The organism is Marinomonas rhizomae, assembly GCF_024397855.1.
Taxonomy (GTDB): Bacteria; Pseudomonadota; Gammaproteobacteria; order Pseudomonadales; family Marinomonadaceae; genus Marinomonas; species Marinomonas rhizomae_A.
Genome location: NZ_CP073343.1, coordinates 2,621,013 through 2,645,765 on the forward strand (window position 1 = coordinate 2,621,013; position 24,753 = coordinate 2,645,765).

At 42.8% G+C, this 24,753-nt stretch carries 25 protein-coding genes and 1 pseudogene; 7 read left to right on the forward strand and 19 right to left on the reverse strand.

The features are described from left to right. From KDW99_RS12460 to KDW99_RS12475, 4 genes are all read left to right on the forward strand, one after another. The gene (locus KDW99_RS12460; protein WP_255825163.1) at positions 1-882 is read left to right on the forward strand and encodes a carbohydrate ABC transporter permease; all 882 of its coding nucleotides are present in this window, start codon (positions 1-3) and stop codon (positions 880-882) included. Then, positions 879-1,724, forward strand: coding sequence for a carbohydrate ABC transporter permease (locus KDW99_RS12465; RefSeq protein WP_114411183.1), 846 nt, complete (start codon positions 879-881; stop codon positions 1,722-1,724). The genes KDW99_RS12460 and KDW99_RS12465 overlap by 4 nt, the downstream gene beginning before the upstream one ends. Before the next feature lie 77 nt (positions 1,725-1,801). Continuing rightward, positions 1,802-3,112: an extracellular solute-binding protein gene (locus tag KDW99_RS12470; RefSeq protein ID WP_255825168.1), complete on the forward strand. Its 1,311-nt coding sequence runs from the start codon at positions 1,802-1,804 to the stop codon at positions 3,110-3,112. A 60-nt stretch (positions 3,113-3,172) separates the two neighbouring features. After that, on the forward strand, positions 3,173-4,156 hold the full coding sequence (locus tag KDW99_RS12475) for an aldose epimerase family protein (RefSeq protein WP_255825170.1): 984 nt from the start codon (positions 3,173-3,175) through the stop codon (positions 4,154-4,156). A 344-nt stretch (positions 4,157-4,500) separates the two neighbouring features. On the opposite strand, the gene KDW99_RS12480 is transcribed toward KDW99_RS12475, so the two are convergent. From KDW99_RS12480 to KDW99_RS12515, 8 genes and pseudogenes are all read right to left on the reverse strand, one after another. Further along, the gene (locus KDW99_RS12480; protein ID WP_255825172.1) at positions 4,501-4,791 is read right to left on the reverse strand and encodes a hypothetical protein; all 291 of its coding nucleotides are present in this window, start codon (positions 4,789-4,791) and stop codon (positions 4,501-4,503) included. Positions 4,792-4,960: 169 nt separating this feature from the next. Next, positions 4,961-6,117 (reverse strand): IS3 family transposase gene (locus tag KDW99_RS12485; protein ID WP_370646783.1). Its coding sequence is split into 2 segments (ribosomal slippage): positions 4,961-5,869 and positions 5,872-6,117, totalling 1,155 coding nucleotides; the frame shifts between segments, so codons are not numbered across the junction. 180 nt (positions 6,118-6,297) lie between these two features. Further along, positions 6,298-6,444: pseudogene (locus KDW99_RS12490) on the reverse strand (IS4 family transposase); the annotation flags it as partial. Between the two features lie 145 nt (positions 6,445-6,589). Further along, the gene (gene can / locus KDW99_RS12495) at positions 6,590-7,222 is read right to left on the reverse strand and encodes a carbonate dehydratase (RefSeq protein ID WP_255825174.1); all 633 of its coding nucleotides are present in this window, start codon (positions 7,220-7,222) and stop codon (positions 6,590-6,592) included. After that, a complete protein-coding gene (locus KDW99_RS12500; protein ID WP_255825175.1) occupies positions 7,215-8,072 on the reverse strand; it encodes a putative RNA methyltransferase in 858 nt (285 codons plus the stop codon). The genes can and KDW99_RS12500 overlap by 8 nt, the downstream gene beginning before the upstream one ends. A 127-nt stretch (positions 8,073-8,199) precedes the next feature. Then, complete coding sequence (locus KDW99_RS12505; RefSeq protein ID WP_255825177.1) at positions 8,200-10,179, reverse strand: putative bifunctional diguanylate cyclase/phosphodiesterase; 1,980 nt, start codon at positions 10,177-10,179, stop codon at positions 8,200-8,202. Positions 10,180-10,246: 67 nt separating this feature from the next. Then, complete coding sequence (locus tag KDW99_RS12510) at positions 10,247-11,110, reverse strand: DUF1853 family protein (protein ID WP_255825179.1); 864 nt, start codon at positions 11,108-11,110, stop codon at positions 10,247-10,249. Further along, complete coding sequence (locus KDW99_RS12515) at positions 11,107-11,448, reverse strand: YqcC family protein (RefSeq protein WP_255825181.1); 342 nt, start codon at positions 11,446-11,448, stop codon at positions 11,107-11,109. Before KDW99_RS12515 ends, KDW99_RS12510 begins: the two co-directional genes overlap by 4 nt. Before the next feature lie 110 nt (positions 11,449-11,558). Here KDW99_RS12515 and KDW99_RS12520 point away from each other — a divergent pair, with 110 nt between their 5' ends. Then, entirely contained in the window at positions 11,559-12,644 is a 1,086-nt protein-coding gene (locus tag KDW99_RS12520; protein ID WP_255825183.1) for a DUF3549 family protein, read from the forward strand. Between the two features lie 80 nt (positions 12,645-12,724). On the opposite strand, the gene KDW99_RS12525 is transcribed toward KDW99_RS12520, so the two are convergent. Continuing rightward, positions 12,725-13,333: a TetR/AcrR family transcriptional regulator gene (locus tag KDW99_RS12525; RefSeq protein ID WP_255825186.1), complete on the reverse strand. Its 609-nt coding sequence runs from the start codon at positions 13,331-13,333 to the stop codon at positions 12,725-12,727. Positions 13,334-13,428: 95 nt separating this feature from the next. Between KDW99_RS12525 and KDW99_RS12530 the strand changes: the two genes are divergently transcribed. Further along, a complete protein-coding gene (locus tag KDW99_RS12530) occupies positions 13,429-14,310 on the forward strand; it encodes an SDR family oxidoreductase (RefSeq protein WP_255825188.1) in 882 nt (293 codons plus the stop codon). A 236-nt stretch (positions 14,311-14,546) separates the two neighbouring features. Here KDW99_RS12530 and KDW99_RS12535 read toward each other — a convergent pair whose 3' ends face one another. From KDW99_RS12535 to KDW99_RS12580, 10 genes are all read right to left on the reverse strand, one after another. Next, positions 14,547-14,840 (reverse strand): BrnT family toxin, encoded by a 294-nt coding sequence (locus tag KDW99_RS12535; protein WP_255825190.1) that lies wholly within the window; start codon positions 14,838-14,840, stop codon positions 14,547-14,549. 182 nt (positions 14,841-15,022) lie between these two features. Beyond that, positions 15,023-15,271 carry a hypothetical protein gene (locus KDW99_RS12540; RefSeq protein WP_255825192.1) on the reverse strand — a complete coding sequence of 83 codons (249 nt, stop codon included), beginning with the start codon at positions 15,269-15,271 and terminating at the stop codon, positions 15,023-15,025. 71 nt (positions 15,272-15,342) lie between these two features. Continuing rightward, complete coding sequence (locus tag KDW99_RS12545; RefSeq protein ID WP_255825194.1) at positions 15,343-15,837, reverse strand: DUF1993 family protein; 495 nt, start codon at positions 15,835-15,837, stop codon at positions 15,343-15,345. 362 nt (positions 15,838-16,199) lie between these two features. After that, entirely contained in the window at positions 16,200-16,976 is a 777-nt protein-coding gene (locus tag KDW99_RS12550; RefSeq protein ID WP_255825195.1) for a hypothetical protein, read from the reverse strand. A gap of 71 nt (positions 16,977-17,047) precedes the next feature. Continuing rightward, positions 17,048-17,413: a hypothetical protein gene (locus KDW99_RS12555; protein WP_255825197.1), complete on the reverse strand. Its 366-nt coding sequence runs from the start codon at positions 17,411-17,413 to the stop codon at positions 17,048-17,050. Positions 17,414-18,364: 951 nt separating this feature from the next. Then, positions 18,365-18,625, reverse strand: a complete 261-nt coding sequence (locus KDW99_RS12560) for a formyltetrahydrofolate deformylase (protein ID WP_255825199.1) — start codon at positions 18,623-18,625, stop codon at positions 18,365-18,367. A gap of 245 nt (positions 18,626-18,870) precedes the next feature. Continuing rightward, positions 18,871-19,731: a formyltetrahydrofolate deformylase gene (gene purU / locus KDW99_RS12565; protein WP_255825201.1), complete on the reverse strand. Its 861-nt coding sequence runs from the start codon at positions 19,729-19,731 to the stop codon at positions 18,871-18,873. Between the two features lie 107 nt (positions 19,732-19,838). Then, on the reverse strand, positions 19,839-22,004 hold the full coding sequence (gene rlmKL / locus KDW99_RS12570; RefSeq protein WP_255825203.1) for a bifunctional 23S rRNA (guanine(2069)-N(7))-methyltransferase RlmK/23S rRNA (guanine(2445)-N(2))-methyltransferase RlmL: 2,166 nt from the start codon (positions 22,002-22,004) through the stop codon (positions 19,839-19,841). 123 nt (positions 22,005-22,127) lie between these two features. Next, the gene (locus tag KDW99_RS12575) at positions 22,128-23,168 is read right to left on the reverse strand and encodes a quinone-dependent dihydroorotate dehydrogenase (RefSeq protein ID WP_255825205.1); all 1,041 of its coding nucleotides are present in this window, start codon (positions 23,166-23,168) and stop codon (positions 22,128-22,130) included. 115 nt (positions 23,169-23,283) lie between these two features. Beyond that, a complete protein-coding gene (locus KDW99_RS12580) occupies positions 23,284-23,505 on the reverse strand; it encodes a DUF2835 domain-containing protein (protein WP_255825207.1) in 222 nt (73 codons plus the stop codon). 274 nt (positions 23,506-23,779) lie between these two features. Between KDW99_RS12580 and KDW99_RS12585 the strand changes: the two genes are divergently transcribed. Beyond that, on the forward strand, positions 23,780-24,748 hold the full coding sequence (locus KDW99_RS12585; protein ID WP_255825209.1) for an AAA family ATPase: 969 nt from the start codon (positions 23,780-23,782) through the stop codon (positions 24,746-24,748). The last annotated feature ends 5 nt before the right edge of the window (positions 24,749-24,753 follow it).

Below are 24,753 nucleotides of genomic sequence, written 5' to 3' on the forward strand. Positions count from 1 at the left end.
ATGGCAGAAAGTTATCGTCGTTCCCGTTGGTCGAATGGCTTGTTTGTCGTTCCCTATCTCAGTGTCTTTTTGACCTTGCTGGTTTTCCCCCTTGGCTGGGGAATTTGGCTATCACTGAATAAAGTCGATCTGTTTGGTGGCGAACGCTTCATCGGCTTAAAAAACTACGCCCGTGTACTAAGTGATCCAATTTTTGGCCAAGCTGTCAAAAACACGGTCATTTTTGTTGGGGTGTCTGTTCCTACCTTAGTGGTTTTAGGTTTGTTTCTCGCATTGGCCTTGAACAAAACCACCAAGGGCTCGTCTTTCTTACGCGGCGTATTTTTTGCGTCTTCCATCTTATCTGTCACTATTGTAACGCTCATTTGGCGAATCGTTTTCATTCCTAATGACGGCTTAATGGCACTGATTTTTGAATATTTCGGTTGGCAGCCAATAGGTTTCCTATCAACCACTGGTTGGTCATTATTTTCAGTTGGTGTCGCAACGGTTTGGTGGTGTATCGGTTTGCCGATGATGTTGTTCTTAGCAGCATTACAACAAATACCGAAAGACCTTTATGAAGCCGCGGCTCTCGACAATGCTTCGCGCTGGCGAGTCCTCACGCGTATCACGCTGCCGTCGATTAAATCGACAATTATGCTGGTCGCGATTATCCAAGTCGTCATGCAATTCCAGTTATTTGGTCAGGCTCAATTGATGACAAACGGTGGCCCTGCGGGTTCGTCACGACCCATTGTCATGTACATATACGAAGTTGGCTTCTTACGCTGGGATATTGGTATGGGCGCGGCTGCGTCGCAAGTTCTGTTTTTAATCATTCTCTGTGCCGCCATGTTGCAGTATTGGGTCAGCACTCGTAAAGAGGAGACAGACGCATGAAAGCATTAAACTATTCACCAGAACATTTAACGTCGAACCGAAGATTGTTCTGGATAGCCGCTTTACTGGGCTTAATTATGATGGCGCCAGTGGCATGGATTATTGGTCTTTCTTTAAAGGATAACGCCGAATTACTGAAAGGTACTGAAGCCGTCTTTTCCTTTCCTTACACAATGGAAAACTATGCGAACATCTTAAAGTCATCCAGTGTTTTTGGTTGGTTTATGAATTCGATGATAGTAGCAGTCGGACAAACGTTTGGCGTCTTACTACTCTCTTCTCTCGCAGGTTATGCCTTTGCAAGACTGGAATTTCCATTTCGTAAAACAATATTCATTATTGTGTTATTTGGCTTAGCCGTACCAGAGCAAGCCGTTATCATCGCTCGTCATCAGATGTTTAACTGGTTTGATCTGCATAACACGCATATCGGTTTGATATTGCCTAACTTGTCTTCGGCGTTTGGGGTTTTCCTGATGACGCAATTCTTTCGGGCTATTCCGAAAGAAATTGATGAAGCGGCCATGTTAGATAACACGTCGACTTTTCGTATCTTCTGGAAAGTACTATTACCGCTAACGCTGCCTGCACAAGCGACCTTGGGAATATTTACTTTCTTACAGGCTTGGAACGATTACTGGTGGCCGCTGATCTCAGCGACAAAGTCCGATATGTACACACTCACCATTGGTATCGCATCGTCACAAACCAACTTTGCACAATCCGAAGGGCTAGGCTTTTTAGGTGCACAGGCTATCTTTGCATCACTGCCAGTAGTGCTCGTCTATATCTTCTTTCAACGCCACATAGTCACTGCGGTATCAGGAGGAGCCGTAAAATAGCGCGAATAAGATACTTGAGTAATAGAAATTGACACTGGGCTATACAACAACAATAAAAATGAACTAGGAGAAAAATAATGAAAAAGTTACTTCTCGGAACAACCGCAGTTGGCTTATTAGCTCTCGCACCGCTGGCTAACGCCAATACCACCATTGAACTGCAACGCTTCTTTGGTGCTTGTGAAGCTGAATACGGCAAGGTCACCGATGTTTCTTCCGCTGTGGGTGAATGTGGCATCATCACCGCATTGGTTAATAAATTTGAAGCCGATAATCCTGACATCGACGTAAAGGTCACGACAGTGGAATGGCCAGGTTACGATCAGCTGAACGCTCAGCTAGCATCACGGTCGGCTCCTGATGTTGTTTCTATGCATTATTCTGCTATGTCCGATTACCAGTCTCGCGGCCTATTAGTACCGCTGGACAAACTACTAAAAGACCAGAATATCAAACCATCTGATTTTACGAACGCGGCCATCTCCAGTGTGACGAAGGAAGGCAAAGTCTATGCCTTACCATTTGATAACTGGACCATGTTATTTCATGTAAATAACAATATGATGAAGAAAGCAGACTTAATGAAATCCAATGGCAAACCGATTCTGCCAAGCAGCGCAGATGAATTATTTGCCCAAGGTAAACAATTTAAGGATGCAACTGGAAAGCCTTACTTAGTTCAAGTCACAGCAAATGAAACCGCTGTTTACGCCCGCATTTTCTACACCTTATTAATGCAGCAAGACAGCCAATTTTTCGCGGATCCAAGCCGCATTGATTTAAGTGGAAAAGAAGCAAAAGCCGCACTTACCTTGATGAAAGACATCATGGATAAAGGCTTAAGTACGACCAATATGGACTATCCTGCTGCGGTCGCCGGCTTTGCAAATGGTGCAGGCGGCATTGCCGTAAACGGTACTTGGTTAATTGGTTCTTATGATGCGCAATCAAAACAAGCCAATAATCCACTATCAAACGGTTACAGTGTATTCCCTGTGCCACAGTTTTTTAAACAAAAAGACGCCACTTATGCTGACGGCCACGGCTGGGTTGTACCACGCGGAAACCGTGACGACGAAAAAATGGCGGCCATCGGGAAACTGTTTAAATTCCTATACGATAACGACTATGAATGGGCTCGCACAGGTCATTTACCAACGGTAAAAGCCGTGATTGACAGCGATAAGTTTAAATCCCTGCCTCATCGTAGTGATATCGCGAAAGTCGCAAAAACAGGGCAAGCTCTACCCGCTCAAGTTTTACGTCAATTCGCCATACAAGACATCCTTGGTGAAGAGTTAGGGTCTGCGATTAGTGGCAACAAATCAATGGACGATGCACTGGAAACAGCGCAATATCGTATTAACGACTTGTTAGAAAACATCTAATAACCGATCTATCTACACTTTCGGGAGCTTCGGCTCCCGTTTATTTTAAAGGATACTTCCGTGAACCTAGCGCCAGATTTAAACCAAATTCAATCTATCACGCTAAAAAACGCGCAGCTTAAAGTGTCTATTCTGACACTGGGTGCGAGCATTCAATCTGTTTATCTAAACGGCCATGAGCACTCTTTAGTTTTAGGCTCTCCAAAGCTGACTGACTACCTTCAAGGGGCAAAATACTTTGGCGCAGTTGTCGGCCGAGTAGCAAACAGAACCAATAAAGGGCATGCCGTAATAGGTGGAAAAACTTTCCTACTCCCTCCTACCCTACCTGAAGCCCATCACCTACATGGTGGCCCAGATGGAACAGGCAGTAAAAATTGGTCTATCATCGAGCAAAGTGACGACATGGTACACCTGCAAACTAAGCTCGCTGACGGTGAGATGGGTTATCCAGGCAATATGATTGTGAATGTGTTTTATTGCCTGATCGATAGCGCATTGGAAATGGAAATTACGGCAACCACAGATCAACTGACAATTTGTAACTTTGCCGGCCACAGTTACGTTAACCTTGATGGCACAGGTTCTATCTTGGACCATCAACTCAGCATTCAAGCAGACCATTATTTACCTGTCGATGCAGAATTAATTCCAACAGGCGAAGTCACACCAACCGCAGACAGTGCGTTTGATTTTCTACAAATGCGCACTATTGGCCGTGAGGACTACCCAGAGCTGGATACCAATTTCTGCCTATCTCTTGCTAGTCATCGCCCGTTACAAACGGTTGCCACCCTTAAAGCCCCTATTACGGGACTGACATTACACTACCAGACAACCGAACCGGGATTGCAAGTTTACGACGGTCGCCATATTCAACTAGGTGCCGAATCAAATGTTAACCAAGGCGCTTTATCGGCATACGCAGGCCTTGCCCTTGAAGCCCAACACTGGCCTGATGCGATCAACCAGTCACATTTCCCGCCAATATTACTTGCGCCTGAAGACACTTATCGACAAGTTACACGCTACGTCTTTGGGTGATTCAACGGCCTGTTTAACTTAATGGGTTAAAAATAAAAAACGAGCCATCAATGTATGCACAAGATTGGCGCTCCAAAAAATCCGATTAAGAAAACTTAATCGGATCTTCTGAGGCTATTCAATTAAAATCAACCCTTAAGTGAACAGCATTAGCCCCAACTGGAGTATTTTTATGGTGATAAGCGCTTATGGTTTATAGAAACGGCCTATCTCTTTTCACTTCCTCGACCAGCTCAGTGCAGGTCGCTTGATCTTTTGTGTAATAATTTGTTCTATAAATCGGCCAACTATTTTTTTTCTCTGCTTCATCACAATCAATATAATCCTTGTTATAGGCATACACGCTAACAGAGATCGAGCTGATAATGGGTAATGACAGCATTATCGCAATACCAATTACCATGCCAGAAGCAAGTAATCTTTTGAATTTTTTCTGTAACAGGCCTTTCTAATACACCCACAAAGAAAACAGCCCCTCCAAATACCCCTACCGCAATGGCTCTACCAAGACCAAAAGCCCCACCTCGATCAAAGATAATCGTTGGGGTATCATTAATAAAGTGATCCATTAAGTGATAACAGAAGATCGAAAAGCCTACTATTCCAAATGCACTGAGAGAAAATAGAACAATCATTACTAAACATATGCGTACCTAGGTAATCGTTCCCCTTCTTCAACCTTCACTTGAGTATCTTCCTTGAGCAGCAAAAATAGCTCCAACTGGAGCTATTTTTGCTGCTGATTGGCGCTTAAGATTTATAGAAACGGTCTGTCTCTTTTGACTTCTTCCACCTGAATCGCCACTAGTTCAGTAGACACTTCTCAGTCATCTTTTCGAACAGTTTCTCATACTCAACAGGTGACAACATATCATTAGCGCTATGGCGTCTGACAGGGTTATAAAACATTTCTATATAATTAAAAATGTCTTGTTTGGCTTCGCCCCTTGTCGAGTAAATCTTTCGCTTCACTCGCTCTCTCTTTAAAAGCTGGAAAAAGCTTTCAGCAACAGCATTATCATGACAGTTCCCACGTCGACTCATGCTGGCTTGTAAATTGTGATCGTCCAAAAATCTATGCCACTCATAGCTCGTAAACTGACTGCCTTGGTCTGAATGGATTATTACCCTTTGCTTTGATTTTCTTCTCCACACAGCCATCATCAGTGCATCAAGAACAAGTTCCTTCACCATTCTTGGTCCCATGCTCCAGCCTATTATTCGACGGGAATAGAGATCAAGCACGACAGATAAATATAGCCAGCCTTCGTGAGTTCGGATATAGGTGATATCTGTAACCCACGCTGTATTCGGGCTTTCTGGATTAAACTGTCTTTCAAGCACATTGTTGGCTATTGTATGTGTTTCTCCTGACCGAGCTCTAGGCTTTCGGTAACCCACCTGAGCCTTAAGGCCTGCTCTTCGCATCAGATAATGCACTCGATTAATACCACAAGATTCATTCAAGGATCTCAGGTCTTGATAGATCTTTCGATAACCGTAGACACAACCCGATTCCAGCCAAAGTTGTTTAACAAGACCTGTTAGCCGTTCATTTTCCTTAGCAAGTTTTGATTTTGGCTCTTTCAACCAAACGTAATAGCCACTGGGATGAACATCGAAGAGATTACACAGTCGCCTTACTGAAAAATCGGCACAGTGGTCCCTGATAAAGGCGTATCTTAGTCTGGGTGGCTTGCGAAGTACGCCGCGGCTTTTTTTAACAGGTCGCGCTCTTCCGTCACTCGCTTGAGTTCTTTCCGAAGACGAAGGATCTCGCTCGACTCAGCAGAAGCCTCTGCAAACGATTCTGCCTCAGGGCCATATCGTTTAATCCAAGCGTATAAACTGTGAGTGGTGGTGCCTAAGCGATTAGCGACTTCAGCAACACTAAAGCCTGCTTCAGTCACTTGCTTAACCGCTTCAATTTTGAATTGTTCTGGGTAACGTGTTTTGCTCATAAATACCTCTCAATTAGATCATTTTATCTAACTAAAAGGTGTCTAGCTAATTAGTGGCGATTCATGAGAATGTAGAAAAAGACACTTCATGTACATTAAAGTCACTTGGCAACAAATATGGTCACAGTAAGATTGTGACCAGAAAAATAGTGTTTACCGTATGGGCTAAACCGACCGAAGGTCTTCGGGTAATCGTCGTCGCCTGATGCTTGCGCTTAAGGAAAGTGTTAATGCGGACTCAATCCACTCAATGGGAATATTCTGAGTGAAGGTTGAATGATCTGAGAAGGAGTGGAGCTCATCGATACTAAGAAGTAACCGTTGAATAGACACAAAAAATCCGATTAAGAAAGCTTAATCGGATTCTCTGAGGCTATTCAATTAAAATCAACCCTTAAGTGAACAGCATTAAGCTCATGGCTCGTTTTTTTGCATTGATAGAAAGTATACGACGCTTTACACGGTAAACTTCTTACATGTTATTTATTTGCTGAAGCGATTCTTCTGCACTAGAAACCGTTCTTTTCAGGTCGGTAATATGACCATTATCTATGCTGTAGCACCAACCATGTACATGCAATTCTTGACCTATTTTCCATGCATTTTGAACGATACTACTCTGGCAAACGTTGGCGACTTGCTCCACCACATTCAGTTCGCACATACGATCAAAGCGAGTATGCTCGTCTTCTATCGCGTCTAATTCTTCTCTGTGGAGGCGGTACACATCTTTAATGTGACGCAACCAGTTGTCTATCATACCGTGTTCTTCGGTGCCCATAGCGGCTTTGATACCACCGCAACCATAATGACCAACCACCATAATGTGTTTCACTTTCAACACATCAACTGCAAACTGGATAACCGACAAACAGTTTAAATCGGTATGCACCACAACGTTAGCGATATTGCGGTGAACAAACACTTCACCCGGTAATAAGTCGACAATTTGATTCGCTGGAACTCGGCTATCGGCACAACCAATCCAAAGGTATTCGGGTTGTTGCTGCTTGGATAAGGTAGAAAAAAACTCAGGATCTTCAGCGGTAACCTTTGAAGCCCACTCTCTATTCTTATTAAAAAGGTCATCTAAATGGCTAGACATGATTCACTTCCTTAATTTTCTTTCGATACCAGCGAAGCTTAATGTCCGCAGTGAGGATAATAGAATCGAGCTGCTTAACCGCTTCTCGACCTTCGTAGGACGCCTTATGAATATGGGGCGTCATACTTAATAATTGTTGAATTTCTTCTTGCGAATCTAGGGTAAAAGTAAAGCTCTCTGACTGCTCTTGAACCAATTCAAAATCCGCCACACCCTCAGAAAACGTTTGCTTATAATCGTGAATCGATGGATAAAGTATTTTGCGTAATTCGATGAGATGATTAGGGCCAGACTCCACCAACAGCATTAAGCCATCTTCGCTAAGCACGCGAGAAAACTCTTTAAATACTGGAAAACCAAATAAACACAATACCGCATCATAACGCTTATCTGGTGCTGGCAAACTCGCATTGCTACCGACCAACCAACTAACCGCTTTATCACGCTTACTCGCCGCAACAATGGCCCACTTTGAAATATCAAGACCCGTACGTTCAGCATCGATACCTTGGTCATTTAAAGCCTTGCCAATTTCACTGAGATAATAGCCTTCGCCACAGCCCGCATCGAGAATACGAATACCCTTGCTTAGTTGTTCTTTTGGCCAAGAAGATAAAATTGCACTGACAATCTGAAAATAGTGCTGCTGATTCAAAAAGGCTTGCCGTGCGGCAACCATCTCTTTGCTGTCACCTGGATCTTTCGAGCGTTTATTTTGCACAGGGAGAAGATTAACGTAACCTGTTTTGGCTAGGTCATAAGTGTGTCCATGTTCGCATTTTAAGACCCGCTCTTCACGAGTGAGCAATGCAGAATCTATTGGACAAGAAAGGTTTTCGAGCGTCGACACAGTGTACCTATAGTTTATTAATTGGCGCTTGAGCAAGGAGAATAACCTATTAGCCGCTCGCGGAATATGAAAAAAACCAAAGCCGTAAAGCTTTCTTATTTCAATGTCTCATTTGCACGTCTAACCATTAGCTTTTTAGATTATGGTCCTTCAAATAACTAAGAAAATCATCACTGGATAGAGGTTTAGAGAATAAATAGCCTTGTACTTCTTGGCAATCGTAGCCATTTAGTGCATCAACTTGCGATCTCTCTTCGACCCCCTCTGCGATCACCTTCAAATTCAAACCATTTGCCATGGCAATCGTGGCTTTTACAATCGCATCATTGTCACAACCCTGCCCCAAATCTTGGATAAAGGAGCGATCTATTTTTAGCGTTTGAATGGGGAATTTTTTCAAGTAAGCCAGCGATGAATACCCCGTACCAAAATCATCAATAGACAAGGTTAACCCTAGCTTACGGAAGCCATGTAGTTTTTCGATAGACTGCTGAGCATCGGCCATTAACATGCTTTCTGTTAATTCAAGCTCAAGGTATTCAGGATCCACGCCCGTCTCTTCTAGCGCTCGACGAACCATATCTACCAGATCGGCCTGCATAAATTGTCGACTAGATAAATTAACCGATAACTTAATAGGATCCAAACCGGCCTCACGCCATTCTTGTAGCTGGCGACAAGCTCTACGAATCACCCACTCGCCCAAAGGAAGGATCAAGCCACTTTCTTCCGCTAAAGGTATAAATTGATCTGGGCTGATCATCCCAAGCTCTGGATGAACCCAGCGTATCAAAGCTTCTGCGCCTACAACGATTTCTTCTGGAAGTTGAATCTTCGGCTGATAATGAAGAATGAACTGTTCCTCTTCTATCGCCTTTCGCAAACCACCACCTAATGTCAGGTGTGCATTGATATTCTCGGCCATATGATCTTCATAAACACAATACATATTGTGTCCAATAGATTTGGCTCGATACATGGCCGCATCAGCGTTTTTGAGCAAATTATCAATGTCATCAGCATGTTGAGGATAACTTGCGATACCAATACTCGCCGTAATCATCATTTCCATTTTAGCCACAGGATAAGTATTACTGGCATTTTGCATGATACTCTTAGCAATGCTTTCCAGCTCTTCAATGGCATCCGTGTTTTCCAGTACCACCACAAATTCATCGCCACCTAATCGGTACAAACAAGCACCAGAGGGAATACTGTCTTTAATACGCTCTGCAACTCGCTGAATAAGCTCATCACCCACTCGATGTCCAAAGTTATCATTAATAACCTTGAAGCCATCTAAATCTAAATACAAGAGACCAAATTGGCGATTGCGCTTGCGAGCATTTAACAAAGCACTTTCTAACTGTTGATACAGCAAGTTCCGATTCGGTAAGTTAGTTAAACCATCGTAATTATTAAGCCGATACAAGGCGACTTCATGGTCTCTCTCTTCTTGAATATCATGAGTCAACAAATAAACAGCATTGGTCGTCGACTGATAAGACACTTCTATTTTGTGCCAACGAACGCCGCTCTTTGTAGAAAGCCTTATCTCTTGAGACAAAGACTCCTTTTTGGCTAAACGGTTAATAAAGCTATTGGCAGCACCCGATACAGCAAATAAATCTCTGACATGCTCTATCTCGCCAAATTGCTCATTAAAACGCACACTGGATTCTAAGTAAGCGCCAGAAGGCTCAAAGACGGCAAAAGATAAACTCGTAAATTGTGAAAGAAGACCAGAACTAGCGCTTTCAATGAAAGCACCGGGAGAAGAAACGGGATGTGCTTCAACTAACAAACCTTTACGCGCACCACCTAAAGAAATGACCGATCCATAAACGTTATATTTTGAAGCATCTTTTGCTACGAATGGCCATTTAAATGGCAGACTTTCACCGATATCGAGGTCTTCTAAATACAAAGACAAGCGATCTTTTAACTCAGGCCCAATCACACGCTGACCAGATTTAATGTCACTCAAAGAGTCCATTAATAGAGCTTCTGCCGCTTTATTACACCATGGCACACTGCATTGTTCTATGTCTATAATCCAAGCAGCCAATGGCATTTTACGATGCAGCAATGTAGATAAATCGGTCATGTGTTTTTGGTACTACTAATAATAAAATACAGTTGATACATTTTGAAATTAAGTTCTGTCGAAACTATCACCATGAGTCCGGCACAATAAACACATATTTATGCGTTTGATCAATTTTATAAAGAGTCGACATGAGAAAAATATGTCGAGGACGATCATCAAGTAGGAAATCGCCTACGAGATTGTAGGCAGATTGCAGAGAATTGAAAGAAAAATTATCACTAATATTAGGCACAGACAACCAATGAGGCTTTTGTAAGATTAAATAGCCCTCAAAAAATGGCATCAGCAAATCCACATTGGACACACGAATCCAACCACCACGCTCATCGTTTTTAAGCCAAGCGTTAATGTCTTCTTTGCTATTCAACGCAGAATATAACCGACCAAAAACCAACAGGTTAGAAACAGGCTGTCGACCTTTCGCCAGCTCGCTAATCGCAGACAAACCTTCTTCTGTTTGTAAAATCTGTAACTGATGCTCTCGGGCTCTCGTAATTTTTTTTAATAAGCTGTCATTTTTGTTCGGACCAATCCAATCATGAGGATAAAGATCCGGCCTTTCTAAATAAAACTTAATAGCAATTTCGAATTGATGAAGCTCACCGTCTGGCGTCTCCACCAGCATATCCACTTCACCGAACGTCTTGCCGTCACTTTCAATCTGAAAGTGCTCCAAGTGTATTTTCAAATGCGACAAATGCTCTATCGCAAAGGAAAATAAGGTCTCAAAGTAGCTACCAAGAAAGTGCGACTTACAAGCCGCCATCGCAGCAACAAGAGACTCAGGATCACGGTCCAACAATAACAAACGCTCATTTATATCGACAACCCAATAAGGCTGAAGATCAAAATCACGCTCGATATAATGCCCTTCCACCAGCCAAGCAAGATCTTTGACTAATGGATGATAAAGCGGCTTAACAATCACAAATCACCACTTAAATGCCGATCAATACTATTTAAACAGGTGACAATATGATGAACTTTAGACTGAGGCTTATCATTAAACGCCTCTTCCGCCATGGGCGAAATATGGCAGCGTACAGGCAAATCACTCCCCGTCGCCAACATCATCTTAAATCGTTCTATCATCACAAAGCGCAACCACTGCTCAAACCTCATTGTATCAAGACAAAAAGGCTCTGAACTTTGTAGCGCCTCGTTAGATGGAACCTCACATTCCCAAACATCACAATCTTGCATTGCCATTTGCAAGTCCATCAATAAATCAGCCAACACATGATGGGCAGAAAAGGCTTTTTTCAACCTGATTTCTCCTATGAAAAACGGTAAGATAGCGCAAATTTAAACATTAAAGCATACCGATAAACACACATAATAAGGTCTTTATCGGCAACAAGAGCCAAAACTTTACCATGAACAAAATCGAATCTCTCTCTGACTTATTTGATATGGTCGGTTGTGATGTAAGTTACTACGACCTCGGTCGCAACATTACCAAAATCACACCCCAACAAGCGGTTCAATTCGACCGCAAGCAACAAGCCTACCCTTTTCCATTTCGCCAACACGCTTGGTTAGCCTGCTTATTAAACATGGGAAGCGAACAAGGTAAAAAAGCCAAAAAAGAAGACATCATTGATCAGGGTGTGATTTGGTTTATTAAATTACCACTAGACGAAGCCGGCTGCCTAAACCTAGGCACACGTGACCATTTCATCAAAAGCATCGTCGATAAAATACTCCATAAAGGCGAAGAAGCAGGTTTATCAGAAGCCCTTGAAGACAACCCTTATGCCTTCAAACCTGATCAAGAACGCATGGCAAGCCTACACGCCATTCTAGGTAAGAACCTACACAAAGCCCCATCGCACTACTTTGACGACGTAGTAAAGTACTTATCATCAGACCTAACTGCAGACGACAACAGCTGGCAGACGCTTGGACTACAAGGCATTGCCGAACTTGCCGCCAGAGTAGACGAAAGCAAATACGAAACACTCATTCAAAAAGCCATTCACCAAGCTGCTAACCCCGTGGTTAGCCCTTTATGCCATGCTCTTGAGCATGAAGTTCTATCTAGCCAACTTCAAGCTACTTTGATTGAGAAACTACAAACCGAGCAAGATGCTCTTATGCAAGCAAGCTACCTGCGTGCCCTATCCAGAGCCGATTTAAACGACACACTATTACTGCCGTTGTTTGGATTACTTGGCAGCCTAACCGAATGTAAAAACGATGATCTTCACCCTATCGCCGCCCTTGCTGCAAAATGCCCCCATTGGTTAGGCCAAAATTCGCAGCTACTGCGCATCATCATGGAAAAATTGGCACACCGAGAAGACGGCTACATCGCCTTCAAACAAATCGCCGCCGAACTCAGCCAACACCCAGAAGCCAAACAACCACTTTGGGCATTACTGCGCAGCGGACACGCCAGCCCACAACTGGCCCAAGCCGTGAGTTACCTATTTACGCAAACACCAAAATCAGTGCAGTGATTCGGAAGAGTTAACATTGCGATAACCTGAGTCTGGAGTGTTTGAAATGAACAACCCAGACTCTGGTTTTTAACATAGTCCTACTTCAATATTGAAAGAGCAGCCACGAGTATTTTCTGAACCATCTGCGGATCTTCACCGCGCGCCACCTGAGACGAAGCGTTACTTAGCTGTGCATCGATATAAGTAGCGGCAAATTCTGACGACATCTCTGCAGAAAACTCACCTTTAGCCTTTGAACGCTCTACCCATTTTTGAAAAGTAACAAGACCCTGCTCTTCAAGAAAGTCTACCTGCGCTCGAGTCGCTTCACCCAAATGCGTTCGTGATTCACGCATTTTTATAAAAAGACAGCCATTTGGAGATTCATCATGACAACTAACTGAAGCGGCAAACGATATAAGGTTATCAAGAGCCTCTCTAAATGGAACGTCACTATTCAGCATCTGCTGCACCGGGCTTAAAATTTGTTCCTGATATCTGATAAGAACAGCCTTCATCAACCCATCTTCATTTGAAAACTCACGATAAAGGCCTGGCTTTGATACACCCGATCTCCTGCAAATTTCATTAAGAGACAAATTGGCTATGTTCTCTTTCCAATAAGAATTCATTGCCACATCTAAAACATGATCGCGATCTAGGGTCTTTGGTCGCCCCCTTGAAGGCTTAATTGAATCTAAACTCATTTTAATACCGCCTAGTATTTTAATTTGACATACTAATCTTTTGCGCTTATTATACCGTCTGGTACTTAATTAGCAAATCGAATAGGAAAGAAAAAATGAGCAATACAAAAAAAAGCATCGTTATTACAGGAAGCAGCAGTGGCTTTGGTCAAAAATCAGTAAAAGATTTTGCAGATAAAGGCTATCAAGTGTTCGCCACCATGCGAGGCCCAGAAGGCAAAAACGCTGGGGTTAAAGCCGAATTAGAAGCCTATAGTGACTCTGTCCATGTTGTTGATATGGATGTTACCAACGACGAATCAGTCAAAAACGCCATTGCGAGCGTACTAAATAAAGCCGGAAAAATTGATGTTTTGCTAAACAATGCGGGCGTAATGTATCTTGGTATTACCGAAGCATTTAGTATTGACCAAGCTCGCGAGCAAATGGAAACCAACTACTATGGCGCTATGCGCACTATTCTGGCCGTTTTACCTGCGATGCGTGACGCTAAGTCTGGCCTTATCATCAACACCTCATCCATGGTTGGCCAAATTTCGGCTCCGTATTTCTCTACCTACGCCGCGACCAAACATGCTTTAGAAGGCTACCTTCAAGGTTTACGCTACGAAGTAGCACCATTCGGTATCGATGTCGCCATCGTACAACCTGGCCCATTCCCAACAGGTTTAAGCGCATCAGGACAACAACCATCTCGTACAGACATACTGGACAGCTACGGTGAATTGGCAAACATCCCTGCCGCCATGTTCGAAGAATTCGGTAAATTTATGCAGAGTGATCAAGCACCTAATCCACAAATGGTAGTAGATGCTTATTTAGCCCTAGCAGACATGCCTGCAGGTAAGCGCCCAACACGCACACCTGTTGGCTTGGTTTGGGGGGTTGATGAAATTAACGCCGCTAAACAACCTGTCCAAGACCGTGTTTTAACAGAAATGCAACTAGACAAAGTTCTAGGCGGCGCTGACGTATAATATTCGTCACCAGAGGCAAACAAGACTTTGCCTCTTTTTAGACCAGCATCAAGTGAATGTCGTGTTTGAGAGATAAATTAGAGTCTGAGTGTCTGAATTTAAACATGCTGCAGACTCTTTTTTTAGGATGTATAAAAATGGCTTATGCCACTCCATCTTCATCAAGCCTTATCGTGACCTGCTTCTTAAGCTTTTTTGCGTAAGGATTTTTGACTGAATTTGAAAAATCATAATGATCACGCATAGCGATAATCCTCATATATCTTACGCTCTTGTTTGCCTGCTTTACGTGCAGAAATTATACGAATGCTTTCCGCTTCTCTTATGCAATGACAAACAACGAGTAAGTTAGATTCTATACTTGTACCAAGTGGCAAAAAGCGATCTTCATCTTGCGAGTGATCTGGATCGCCAATTAATCGCGCATACTCATCTGTAAACACAGTCTTTGCCTCATCAAAAGAGACACCGTGCTTCTGTATGTTTGATACACTTTTGTCGAAATTCCATTCGAATTTTAAGTCATCCATCACTTACATTGTAGTTACGTTGTAATTATATGCAAGAGATAGGGTTTATCAGAAATTGAAGCCCTAGGTGGACGACTAACTTTAATTTTGGAGGTAAATGAATTGGAGGCAGAGAAAGAGTACGGGGAGGTTCACCTGACCGCATATCTCAAAGTTCTGATATTAGCTCTTCATAAGCACAACTAGATCACTGAAAAAACAACTCGCTCATTATCTGCAACGTCTACCAAATCAAGAATAATCCCATTGTAATCAGGGTTTAACACGGCAGAAAGTAACACCTCTAGCTGATCCCCATTTTCATCGAACTTAGACATGAATTTTTTAGGTAGTAACGTCAGTATAGATTTTACCAACGCAGTAGGAACGGACATTGAATCTATTAACTCCCCACTGTCGTGAGAAAATGTCTCAATTTTAAACATACGCATTCAACACTCCTTGTCAAAAAACACGATGAATTTAGGTACTCAAAGGCGAATAGCTTTTCAGCCAGCCATGCTTAACTTCTTACAAAACTAAAACTAGCAGGATAAGAATGAAGACCATCAAAATCCCCTTTACTCACCGGTACACCCTTGCTTTTAGCGATAGCGTAGACCATCCCCATATGAAAGAAGTAATTAGGCACAATGTATTGATGAATAAAGTCAGACTGACCCAGCTGTATTTCTGAGAAGCCAGCCTTATCGGTTATGACTTTACTATCATCAAGGTTATGAATTTCAGGAAGCTTTTCTAATAACTCTCTGGTTTCTATGATTTGACGAACGACGGCGGCTTTCCCCCGCTCATCAGACATCAATGAAATAGCGTCTTTCCCCAACAGCGGGTAATATCCCCTTAACACAAAATTGGCTGCAATTTTTGCGTTCATCTCAAGAGAAAACATATCATCCGTTAAAGACACAGAGAACAACTCAGGCGGGACTTTATTAACAATCGACTCCAACTGTAACAAATAGCCCTTGAATAATTGTTTAATGTTACTGCTCATTATTCCCTCTAAATCTCAATGATTGAGTATGGCCAAACAAACATTCGCCCAACAGATCACTTAGGTCAAATGAGACGAGGAACGAGGCGTAATGTGACATGAAACACACCAACCTTAGCGCTACTCCACTTAAAAGAGAACACATCGTGAAGACTGACTTTTAAAACTATATTCGTAGGCTGACGCTTCGTTAAGAGACTACAAATTATTAGCTAAAATCAGCAAGCACGAGCTACGACTAACTGCTTGCCCTCATGTTTAACAGCTTGTCTAAAACCTTATAATAGAATGTATTTAACTTTATTACATTTCGTAAAATTGCATTCGCCATTACTTAGGGGCGAATACTAAATCGAAAGCATTTACCACTCCCCCGCATGACAACCTTTTTCATTACAATAAGTAAATTTTCCAGTTGTTTTTTTACCAGTCAACGACCAATTAGCTGTTATTTTCACATCATTTTTGATGTATATCATATCTGCGGAACAACTAGGGTATTCAGTAAATGTTGCGCTAGAATTCTCTGTAGACCCAACACTTTCCGAGTGATAATGTTCAGTGCCATCAGCACTTCTAGACCAAGAGGTTTCAGATCTCGAGCCATCATCGCCATAAAGGGTCATGGTACCATTCCAATAATTTGGTAATTCAGTAGAAATGGTCATTTTTTTTCTTTTAGCGGTTCCTTCTGCAGCTCTTACTGATTGCGTCATAGTGTATTGCGTTGCGTTTTTCCATTTAGTTTCAATGATAATTTGGCTACCATCAGAGCCCCACGTTTCATAATTACACTTATTGTCAATTGCAATCTCTTTATTGCAAAACCCTAATAACATAGGAGTAAAAGCAGTTTGAAGCTCTACAGCAATAATTCCTACTGATGTAAATGCATAAAGCATTTTATCCTTAGCAGAAACCTGATTCATTTTTTCATTAAAGCCTCCATCATAAGATCTAAATGAATCCATCCGAACAAAAAGATCAGCTTCTTTTTTATCCGTTTCACTTTCAGTAACAATACAAGATTTACTTACCGTATTACCTTTGTTGGTATTTTTATCCACCGAGGATGTAGCATAAATATTAAATGTAAGAAAAACTAAACTAAAACCTAGAATTGTTTTGAAATTTTTCATTTTATTGCTTCCTTTCTACCTATTCAAGTTGTGCACTTACTATATGAATCCAAGCTATATTAGTCAGTTAGTTATGTAAATAAAAAAACACACTTGGACTTCCCAGTATCTCCAGTTGACACTTTTACGGTGACATACTCTTTTAAAAGCTCAACCTGATTTTTTCCTAGAAACTGTATATCTATCACAGCTTGCTTGAACCTATTACCTTCCTCTTTGTCAAGATTAGGTTTTGGTGTTAACTCTAGAGATCTATAAACGTCTATTAAATATTTAGCTCGTAAATTCCTTCTTTCTTGCTCCAGCATAGACTCCTGACTTCTTTTGGAAGAGAAAATGTCTCGCGAAATAGTGAGCCGATGAACGACGAGCCAGCCAACGAGAGCAACAATGACTGTAGCTATATCTTTTAATGAAAGTCCATATCCAATACTCATTGTACTTCCTAAAACCCGAATTTTCGGCTGGTTTGAAGCGCAACAGGAAACCAGTCCGACAATATGAGCTTGTTATGTTTTGAATGCACACGAATCATTGCCCTGAGATAAATCGCAAAGCCCTTTAACCATGCCATAGAGTCTCGCTACCGCACTAGTTATAGCCCGATGTTCTAGATTCTGAGCATTGGCAATCGTCGCCTTGATAAGACTCCCACGTTAAATACTGATCTTTATCATACAAAACCACCTTCTCCAGAGATAGTACTTATATGGAATTCATCTTTTATCGTTTCTTTAAGGGCTAATTCACTACTAAAAGGCTGGTTATTAGGTTGTTAGGTGTCTAGTAAAGTCTGGGAAGTCCAGAGATAGAATTTCAACTAACTTACAGCTCTGGTTAGTTGAAATTCGAGTAGGCCTTTTTCAAAGACCACAAACTGAGCGACTAATAGAGCAAAAACGCCGACGGGAGCATGAAGAGCTCCGACGAAGGCAGGGACAATTAGTACTATGAAATTATTCCGGACAGTAGTGCGCCTTCGCGGGAATGACGTGTTTTGTGTTAGGTTTGGCTCTCTCACTACTAACCTTGAGTTAACCCGAACAAGTTAATTCGACGCGACGAAGTTGCGCGACTTTATGGAGTTTCAGAGTCATTAACAGAAAGTCTCTCTCGAGCAGAAAGGCCTATCTATGCCTTACGATAAAAGTCGTGTTGCTAAACGCTACCTTAAACAAAGTGAATGAGACATTTGGGCGATAGCCCGATAAAGAGACCTTTTGGTTACTTTTGTGGCTCTGGACAAAAGTTACACGCTCAGCAGAGCGGAAAAAAGGTCGGGAATACAAAGCATTTGAATGGAACCCAAAGAAGAAAGGTTGTCGTATAAAAAAGGCCCCATTATCCTGAGAAGAAAAAATGGGGCCAAGGTAGTCGTAGATCTATGGTTAATGACGAGTCTGTTCTGGGTCGTTCGTTTCAAGCATTCGTTTACGATGTTCGACAAATTCGTCGCTTAGCATGTAGTCGCCCTGCTCGGTGTGAGCCAGTGCGCCGCGGTTAACGAGTGCGTCTAAGGTTTTTGGCAATACCTTTTGACGTCGTTCGCCTTTGATAAAATAAAATTGTTCGCCCAATTGAATCAATTTAAAACCAGATTCTAGATACCCAACACATAAGTTTTGAGTTGGCGTTAACTTGAGTTTCATTGTTCACCTCACATTGCCTGCCGTCTCTTAAATGTAAATCAATTGATCATTTATCGTTCATCTTAACTATAGACTATAGACACTTTTTTCAAGAAGGGTAATTTTCTACCTCTAACATTACAAAAAGATAAAAAAAGAAACCTTTCTCCTTTCCACCAGCTTAGTCACTGCTCAACGTTCGCAAAAAGCCAAAAAAAAGGGAAGGCATCAAGCCTTCCCTTTTCGCAAACCTTGCAGTGATTACTTTATTCAGCAAACACAACGGTTTTATTACCATGTACAAGAACGCGATCTTCCAAGTGGTAACGAAGTCCCCGTGACAATACGAGTTTTTCGATGTCTTTACCAAGGCGAACCATGTCTTCTGCCGCGTGGCTGTGCCGAACACGAATCACGTCTTGTTCAATAATCGGGCCTGCGTCTAGGTCGGCCGTGACGTAGTGGCATGTGGCACCAATCAATTTCACACCTCGAACCGCGGCTTGGTGGTAAGGCTTAGCACCGATGAAAGACGGCAAGAAGCTGTGGTGGATATTGATCACCTTGTGACGGTATTTCTCGCACAAGTATTCTGGGAAGATCTGCATGTAGCGCGCTAGCACAATGGTGTCAGCACCAGACTGATCAATGCAGGCTTCAATTTCTTGGAAGGCAGGCATTTTATCTTCTTTTGGCACAGGAATGCAGAAATACGGAATCTTGTACCATTCAACCATAGAACGAAGGTTTTCATGGTTTGCAATCACGCCAACGATTTCGCAGTTTAATTCGCCTGTATGCCAGCGATGCATGATGTCATTTAGGCAATGAGATTCTTTGGTGGCCAGCAAGATAACTTTAGGACGATCTTCACTGTCTTTTACATACCAACGCATGTTGTACTCTTCTGCGATTGGCGCGAATTCTTGACGAAAGGTTTCTACGTCAATATCTAAGCTTTCTGCATCAATGTCGTGACGCATGAAAAACCATTTTTGCTCTAAATCTGTGTGGTGACTCGCTTCGATGATAGAGCCTTGGCGATCATTCAAAAACTGACTGACGGCCGCTACAATCCCCACTCTGTCGGGACAACTAATCACAAGTCGAAATGTTTTCTTTCTCATAGTAAAACTTATAAACCTTAAAAAACTCTTAAAAGTCAAAAAGGCTAAACAAGCTGCTTAGCCTTAATAAAACGTCAGCGAATTATACTATACCCACGTGATTATGCTTACTTATTCTTAATGATGTAGCACTGGTGGATTTTGTCATTACGATCAAAATCTGGGTCTAGCGTTTCGCGAGTGATGTTTTTCACGTTGTATTCTTGCTCTAACGATTCGTCCAATACAAAACGACGATAGTTATTAGAGAAGATAAGTTCGCCACCTCTCGCCAATCTCGCCATTGCTAAACGCACAAGCTCACCATGATCCCGTTGAATATCTAACACGTCCGCCATTTTTTTCGAGTTCGAAAACGTTGGTGGGTCCATGAAGATCAAATCGAATTTATCGTGGCTTTGTTTTAGCCATTCGATGCAATCTGCACGTTCTACCTGGTGGTGACGATCTGAAAATTCATTTAGCTCGATATTACGACGCGCCCATTCAGTGTAGGTGTTCGACATATCAACACTCAATGAACTGCGCGCGCCACCTTGCCCAGCATGAATCGACGCGGTTGCGGTGTAACAGAACAAGTTTAAGAAACGTACACCATTGGCTTTATCTTGAATCAATTTACGCACTGGACGGTGATCAAGGAACAAACCAGTGTCCAAGTAATCTTTTAGATTAACAATGAAGTCACAGCCGTATTCTTCTACGATCATTTCGTGTTTCGTCTGATCTATTTTCTCGTATTGTTCTTTGCCAGTCTGTCTTTGGCGTTTTTTCAAGATCACATTGGCTTCTGAAATATTCAACGCCGTTGGAATAGCAGACATCACTTCAAACAAACGCTGCTTGGCTTTTTCTGGGTCAACACTCTTAGGCGCTTGGTATTCTTGCACATGTGCCCAATCACCATAAACATCGATAGCAACCGCATATTCAGGCATGTCGGCATCGTAAACGCGGTAACATTGGATCTTGTTCTTCTCGACCCATTTTCTCAGTTTCTTAGCGTTCTTTTGCAGGCGATTAGCAAACATTTGTGCGCCTGGAGTCATCACCGATTGTGCAACGACGTCTTCTTTGATGCTGCCAGCCAGCAAAGGAAAACGGTAAGCGCGACATTCAATGCCACCGTTGATAACACGGGTACTTTTTTCTGGTCGTACAGGAATTTGACGAGCTAGGTGATCGTTGCTGGTCAGCATCATAAACTGCCAACCGCGCACATGTGTAACGACCCATTCACCTAGTTGACGATATAATGCGATCAAGGCCATTTCATCACCAATACGCTCACCATAAGGTGGGTTGGTGATCACTAAGCCCGGTACGTCTGGCGTGATGTCAAACTCATGTTCTTGGAACGAGGTCATGGAGACATCAATCACATCGGTTAAACCTGCACGTTTGATATTTTCTCGCGCAGCGGCAATGGCTTTTTGCTCTCGATCCGTACCTTGGAAACGAATGCCCAAAGTTGCTGGGTCTTTTTTACGATTCTTGGCGAAGTCCATTAGCTGTTGCCACATACGGTGATCGTGCTGTTTCCAGCCTTTGAAGCCCCAATATTGGCGACGTAAACCAGGTGCAATATCCAAAGACATCAAAGCGGCTTCAACAAGAAACGTACCAGAGCCACACATAGGATCGATCAATTGCGTTAAACCGCAATCGGTTCCCCAGCCTGCGCGCAGCAAAAGACCTGCTGCTAAGTTTTCTTTAAGTGGTGCCATGCCGCCATGTTGACGGTAGCCACGGCGATGCATACTTTCGCCGGATAAATCGATGCTGACTGTCACAACGTCACGTTTTATACGCAAAGCAATGCGGACTTCTGGCTGTTCTTTTTCAACGTTAGGACGTTCGCCAGACAAGGCAATAAAGTAATCAGCAATCGCGTCTTTGGCACGAACCGCACCAAACTGTGTATTGCGAATATGGTGATTGGTACCGTGGCAATCAATCGCCATGGTGTTGGTCGACTTCAAGTGGTCGGACCATTGAATCGCTTTCACACCATCGTATAAGTCGTCGGCCGATTCCATTTTGAAATTGGCAATCGGCAACATAACACGAGTGGCAACGCGTGACCAAAGACAGGCTTTGTACATGCCTTCTAGGTCTGTGGTCAGCTTAACCTGCGCTTCACCCAATCGAGTTTGCGTCAGGCCTTCGCCATGCAACTCTTTTTCCAAGACATTTTCCAATCCAAGAGGACAGGTTATTTCTAATGCGTAAACCTGACTTGCTGAATCAGTTGTCTGTAATATCGTGCTCATTTATAAAATACTTTTTTAAATTTCAATGAATGTTTCGAAACGCATAAAGAGGGCGGGATTGTGTCCCGCCCTCTTTTTTAAACAAGGCACAAAATACGCTGCACCTTGTTGTCAATTCGATCTTTAGATGCCGAGATCACGCTCTCGGTAATAAGCATCTGTGCTTGCTATGGCTTCCTTAACCAACTCTGGACCTTGATAAATAAAGCCCGAATAAATTTGTACTAAACGCGCACCCGCTTGCAGTTTTTCTACTGCATCAGCGCCACTTGAAATACCGCCCACACCAATAATTGGCAAGGTATCTTTCAAGTGTTCAGCCAACACTCTAACAACATGTGTCGATGCGTCGCGAACTGGCGCACCACTTAAGCCGCCCGCTTCTTTTTCAAATTGATGTCCTAAAACCGCTTCGCGAGACAAGGTAGTGTTGGTGGCAATGATACCATCAACGCCCTGCTCAACCAGTGTATCCGCAACCATTTTAATTTCATCATCGGTCATATCTGGCGCAATTTTCACCGCCAATGGAACACGCTTACCGTGTTCCGCTTCGTAACGGTCACGCGCTGCAGACAATGGCGCAATCAATTGCGCTAAGCTTTCACCAAATTGCAGGCTACGAAGACCTGGTGTATTTGGCGAACTGATGTTTGCTGTAATGTAATCGGCGAATGGAATAACAGATTCCAAGCACGCTAAATAATCCGCTGCCGCGTCTTCTACTGATGTGGTTAGGTTTTTACCAATATTAACACCTAACACACCGGGATAGCGGTGAGATTTAATGCGCGAAACCAAATGTTCCACACCTTTGTTATTAAAGCCCATACGGTTAATAATGGCTTCATGTTCAGGCAAACGGAATAAACGTGGTTTGGGGTTACCCGCTTGCCCTTTCGGTGTAACGGTTCCTACTTCGACAAAACCAAACCCTAGCGCGCCCAAGGCTTCAAACGCATCGGCGTTTTTATCTAGACCCGCCGCTAAACCAACCGCATTAGGGAAACGCAATCCCATCACATCAACCGGTTTAGTTGACGGCAACCCACCCAGAAATTTGTTCAATCCCAATCGGCTGCTTGCTGCAAGAAGGTCCAATGACAATTCATGGGACACTTCAGGGTCCAATTTAAAAAGTAACGAGCGAGCAAGTTGGTACATTGTTAGGGCTCCTAGGCGGTTAAAATCAGATAAATACCTTATTCTGATCTGTGCGGTCTAATTTATTTGGTCTTCTAGTTCGTGCTATCTAACTTTTAGCCTATCTAATTTTAGACTAACTAACTTTAGTGACGGCAATCAGCTTATTCATGTCATCAAATTCTACTTCAAAAAAACCGTAAATGCCTTGATGTGTCACAAAACGCTGAAATGCCGACAAAGGCAATTGGACTTTACGTCCATCTAAACTGCTCGCGACTAGGTTTTTAGCCGACCCTGCATACATAGCCTCATATTTAAATGCGGGCAACGCCACATTTAATACAATTTTTGCCATTTTTTCGTCCTGTACTTACGTTACCCTTACAGAGATCACCCTGTGCGTAAAGATTTGAATCCGATAAGATGAAGGCTATTATATGGAGACCTTTGCACGAAGTCACGAGCGAAGCCAAGGCGAGACAAAAACAGACGAAAAAGCGTTGTTTATAGCTTATAAATGAGCACTTTGAGTCTGTTTTTAACAAAGTATTGGCGAGCACATTCGTTTTGCAAGGCTTTCATTTTGTGTTGACACTTTTATTGACAAAAGTATAAGGAACCTAGGTTCGATGGTAACTGTAATTGAGCAATTAAAAGATCACCTAAACCATGCCGTTGTTGGCCAACCAGATTTAACTCACGAATTACTTGTCGCTTTAATCGCTAATGGCCATGTGCTTTTAGAAGGGCCACCGGGCATCGCAAAAACCACGGCAGCAAAAGCGCTGGCTAGCGCTATCGATAGCCGCTTCCAACGTATTCAATTTACACCCGATTTATTGCCTGGCGATGTCACCGGCTCCGATATTTATCAGCAAGAAACGGCCAAATTTAGTTTTATCCCCGGCCCGATCATGAACGACATCGTGCTTGCCGACGAAATCAACCGTGCGCCAGCAAAGGTACAATCTGCATTACTCGAAGCTATGGGTGAGAGACAAGTTACCGTGGGTAATCACAGCTACCCTTTGTCTGAGCTGTTCTTTGTTATTGCCACGCAAAACCCAATCGAACAAGAAGGCACTTATCCTTTACCTGAAGCCCAGCTTGATCGATTTATGATGAAAATAAATCTCGGTTACCCAAGTGCCGCTAGCGAGTTGGATGTCCTCAGATTAGTACGTCAGCAAGACCTACACAAAACCTCATCAAGCAAGCCTCAACCAGTTTGCAAACCCCATGACATTCTTGAACTTCAACATAAAGCGCTGTCTTTATATATGTCTGAAAGTGTCGAGCAATACATAGTACAGCTCGTGATGGCAACCCGCCAACCCGAGCATTATTTGGGCGAAGCAGGTAAAGGAACCAATCTTATTGAATTTGGCGCCAGCCCTCGCGGCACCTTGGCCCTTGACCGTTGTGCTCGTGCTAATGCTTTATTAAATGGCAGAGATTTTGTGACGCCTGATGATGTTCGTCAGATTGCCTTACCTGTGTTGCGTCATCGCATCATCACTACGTTTGAAGCTCAAGCGGCTGGATTATCTGTAGACGATCTCTTGAAGCGATTAATTAGTCACGTTCCAGCGCTGTAATTCTA